Source organism: Mesorhizobium sp. M7A.F.Ca.ET.027.02.1.1 (assembly GCF_004022985.1).
GTDB lineage: Bacteria > Pseudomonadota > Alphaproteobacteria > Rhizobiales > Rhizobiaceae > Mesorhizobium.
The window spans coordinates 1-4184 of record NZ_RZOL01000489.1 but is presented as its reverse complement, the minus strand read 5'-3'; the positions used below and the strand labels follow the sequence as shown (position 1 = coordinate 4184).

General features: G+C 61.4%; 4 protein-coding genes. 2 read left to right on the top strand and 2 right to left on the bottom strand.

Annotated elements, in window-relative coordinates; translation table 11 throughout:
* A partial coding sequence (locus tag EN749_RS31945) for a LysR family transcriptional regulator (RefSeq protein WP_189367847.1) occupies positions 1–616 on the bottom strand: 616 nt, incomplete at its 3' end.
* Between the two features lie 161 nt (positions 617–777).
* Here EN749_RS31945 and EN749_RS31940 point away from each other — a divergent pair.
* Both EN749_RS31940 and EN749_RS31935 read left to right on the top strand, forming a co-directional pair.
* Positions 778–1653: a DMT family transporter gene (locus EN749_RS31940; RefSeq protein WP_189367844.1), complete on the top strand. Its 876-nt coding sequence runs from the start codon at positions 778–780 to the stop codon at positions 1651–1653.
* Between the two features lie 1030 nt (positions 1654–2683).
* Positions 2684–2995: a DUF736 domain-containing protein gene (locus EN749_RS31935; RefSeq protein ID WP_125000731.1), complete on the top strand. Its 312-nt coding sequence runs from the start codon at positions 2684–2686 to the stop codon at positions 2993–2995.
* A 181-nt stretch (positions 2996–3176) separates the two neighbouring features.
* Here EN749_RS31935 and EN749_RS31930 read toward each other — a convergent pair.
* A partial coding sequence (locus EN749_RS31930; RefSeq protein ID WP_128364653.1) for a DUF2130 domain-containing protein occupies positions 3177–4184 on the bottom strand: 1008 nt, incomplete at its 5' end.

Below are 4184 nucleotides of genomic sequence, written 5' to 3'. Positions count from 1 at the left end.
GTGTGTCGTCTGACGAGAACACCCATTCAGGCTGCGCATCATGCACCAGGCAGCGGTGATTTAGAAGATCGGTCGGTTCCCGAAGAGGACTGCCAGCCGCCAGATAGGTTGGGGCGGCGACGAGAATCCGTTTGATCGAGGAGATACGCCGCACGATCAGGTCCAGACCCGTGGTCGTGCCAACGCGAAACGCGAAATCAACCCGCTCGCGGATGATGTCGAGATGCCGGTTTGTGGCGATCAGCTCGACCGCGATCCGGGGAAACTGCGTGGTAAATCCGTGTAGGAAGGTCGGCATGAAATAGCTGGCTGTTACTTCCGGGCAGGTGATCTTCAGCGTCCCGACAGGCTGTTCCTTCAGATTGATCATCGCCATGGTCGCGGCGGAGACCTCTGCACGAACGCGGCGGCAGTATTCGAGATAGACCTGACCGCTGCCGGTGAGGCTGACGTGCCGGGTGGAACGGTTGAGGAGCCGCAACCCGAGTCGGGCCTCGAGCTGGGCGATGCGCTGGCTGACCGTGGATTTGGGCATCCCGATCCGCCCCCCGGCACGGGTAAAGCTACCCGTTTCGGCGACTTCGGCGAAAAGGATCATGTCGTCTACGCCGTCCAAAGCTTCGCATCCTCTTTCGTGCTGTTGCTCATTGTACAATACCATGGACAATCTTTCCGTATATTCAGAATTGTTGGAACGTTCCCGGCTCGGTAGCCTCGGCGCACGAAGCAGGGGAGGCGAAAATGTCGATCTGTCGGACGGCCCCGAAGGGGGACAAGGTGGGCATCGCCGTTGCGGTAATGGTTTTCACCGACCTGACGCTTTCCATCGCGGATGCGATCATCAAGGTCACGATCTCGGATATGCCGCTGTCGCAGTTCATTTTCCTGCGGTCCTGCGTCACGCTGCCCTTGTTGATTTCGATTCTGAAATGGCGCTTGCCGCAGGTATCGCTGCGCCCGGCCTATCCTGGCTGGGCCATCGTGCGCAGCAGTCTGCTTCTGTCGAGCCTGGTGATCTACTACGCTTCGCTACCGCGCCTCGATTTCTCGATTGCCGCGGCGGTCTATTACACGATCCCGCTGTTCATCACCCTTTTTGCAGCCTTTTGGATTAGGGAACCTGTCGGGGTGCAAGGTTGGGCCGGAGTCGCCCTCGGCTTCGTCGGTGTCCTGCTCATGCTGAAGCCGCAGGCCGGCGATCTTAGCATCCATGCCGTGATGCCGCTGGTTTCCGCCATTCTCTACGCATTGGCGATGGTGCTGACGCGCACCAAGAGCCGTGGCGAAAACCCCTTCGTTCTGGCGCTGATCTTCAACCTGATAGCGATCGTTCTCGCAGGTGGCGCGAGCCTGGCGACCGTGATGGCAGGGATCGAGCGCGGGCAAAGCCTGTTCATGGGCGAGTGGATTCCAATGGGCTGGACCCAATGGGCGCTGATCGGGCTTTTGAGCATGATGATGCTGATCGGCAGCATTGGCACGGCCATCGCCTACCAGTTGGGACCATCGTCGATCATTTCGACCTGGGACTTTTCCTATCTGGCCTTCGCAGTGCTATGGGGCGTCGTGCTGTTCTCGGAACGTCTGGATGCCGCTTCCATGCTCGGTATCGTTCTCATTGTACTGGCTGGGATTATCGTCATCCGGCGCTAGCGACGATATTTTGGAGCACCGAGCCGGAGGACGGCTTCGGCTCTTCGCGCCTGTCGCAAAGCTCCCAAGTTTTGTTCGGGTTTTGCGACTGAGCGATGCATCGGCTGCCTCTACATAGTGACGCCATGTGGCGGACAACGACCGCGCGCGTGGGACGATGCCGTGGAGTGGATCGGGCGATCCGCACCGGCCTGCGTAGCATACGCGGCGAGGTTTTCCTGCATCGCTCCGGCGCTCCCCTCGATGAAGTCGATTTGTCTACAGCGGCCGACGACGGCCAGCTCGACCTCTGGCCGAATGAATGTGAGGGCATGTGCGGTCTCTAATCGTCCCGCCTGGCACAGGTCGGTGGCTTCAGCCACGCCGGTGCCCTGCAGCCGCCTGAAGGCCCCGCCGTGGCACCGGTCAGTTCGGGTAGTGGCCCAGCGGTCCGAGGCAGATCAGCCAGCCCTGCCGACGTCCAGGCCGGTATAATCTTCCGAGACCGTGTAGCGGCCATCCATCTTTAAGCGGCAGATGCCGGACCCTCGGAGTTTCGCCAAGCGGCCGGTCGTCAACCGACCGAAGTGGTGGGGGCGGGTGCGTCCCTTTCCGGCTGTGGTTGTCCGTCGTTCTGCTGTGATGCGTGACGGGGACGGCCGGGTTTGATGGCGCCTCACCGTGGCTGCGGTTGCGGTGATCATGCCGCCAGGTTCGCCTTGTCGTCTGGCCGGCGGTTTCATGGAAGGGCGCACCACCTGCGTCCTCGATGTGGCTGGTCTGACCGAAGGCCGTCTTCGCTACGCTCCGCCTCGTTCTCAAGCCCGCAACAGCCGGTCGCGACTTTCTTCCCCTGCTGGCTTCGCCATCATTCCGCGCGAAACAAGAAAGCCTCGCCCTGGCTGCCCTTCACTGTCGTTCCGGCCCTAAGGACCACCCCATTGCGCACGCGCAACGGGACCCTGGTGGGTGCGGGCCGATCGCCTCCGGTCTGTCGACCGCTATCGAGGTCGCGGTGGTCGCGGCCCGAGAAACTCACGGAGACAACATCATGGCTACCATCGGCACTTTCACCTCAAACGGCAACGCCGGCTTTTCCGGCGCCATCAAGACCCTCAACCTCAACGTCAAGGCCAAGCTGATCCGCGTCGAGAACCCTTCCGACAAGGGTCCTCACTTCCGCGTCTACTCGGGTAGCGTCGAACTGGGAGCCGCCTGGCAGAAGGTCTCCAACGAGGGCCGCGACTACCTCTCGGTCAAGCTGGACGACCCGAGCTTCCCCGCGCCGATCTACGCCACCTTGATCGAGGTGGAAGGCGAGGAAGGCCTGCAGCTGATCTGGTCTCGCCCCAACCGGGACTGATCGCCTCGACGAGGGCTCCGCCGCACGGCGGGGCCTTCGGCCGTTCCAAGTGAACGCCGTCAGCGTGACGAAGCGATGGCTGCGGAGGAGGGGCTCGAGTCCACTCTTTCGGTCGCGTCCCCTGTTGCGGCTCAGTCGTTGTGAGGGAGTCCTTGATCGCCTTGGCCGGCGTGATGGTTACCTATTCGATTTCGGGCGGAGAGGCTCCAATCGCTGGCACATCCAGCCCCTCAATCTCCTGCATTACTTTTCCGGCGATGCCCTGCAAGTCGCCGTACATGCCGACGGTTGACTCGATTACCCCTTGGATCTGCGCCTCGCGCTTGGCCCACAGGCGTGTTGTGGCCTTGCGTTCCTTGGCGAGGTCCTCCTGCATATCCGAGAACTTTTCGACGATCGCCTCGACTCGGTGGCGGAACCTAGGGCCGGTCAGATAGCCATAGACCTGCTCCATTTTGGTGGCCTGGCCGTCCTGGGCGAGGCGGGAGTTGGCCAACTCGATCAGGGATTGCCGGAGCAAGATTGCGATCGGGATCGCACATTTGGGGTGGGCGACATAGACTCCGTCCACTAGATCGAAGGTTTCCACGCCGGGAGGCAACGCTTCCGAGACCATCAGCGCGATATCCGCTCTCGCGGCTCTTTGATCGCCTCTGAGCTTACCCAGCCAGCCCTGGCTCCAGTTCTTGGTGCGTTTCGATTCCCACAAAATGGCGCCGCAGGGCTGGCCGGCTGGTCCGACGACGCGGTGCAGAACATCTCCGCCGAACTCGCCCTTGGCGACCGGTTCGATGATGTCCATCGGGAAGCGGCTGGCAATGAGGCACTCCAACTCGAGCTCGAGGACCTCGCCCTGCAGTTGCTGCGAGCCTTGTTCGGCACGGCGCTTCAGCTCCTCGATCTGACGCTGCATGCCGGCGATCTGTTCCTCTTTCTCCGCAACCTTCATTTTGAGGCCATCTTCAGCTTCGGACCTTGCCTTTATTCGAACGGCGTCCAGCCCTTCCTGAATCTTTCTTTCGATGGTCAGCGCCATCTCGCGCTTCTCATCATCGAGCGCACGTTGCTGTTTCAGGAATTCCGCCTGTTGCTGCTGAGCCTCGGCGAGTTTCTCGTCCCGCGCCTTGAGCGTCGCCTCTATCTCGGCAAGCTTCTTGTCCCGGTCTTCGAGATCGACCGAGAGCAGCAG

What these genes read in the sequence shown, in the direction of transcription:
- EN749_RS31935 (WP_125000731.1), top strand. Translation starts at nt 2,684, where the DNA reads ATGGCTACCATCGGCACTTTCACCTCAAACGGCAACGCCGGCTTTTCC.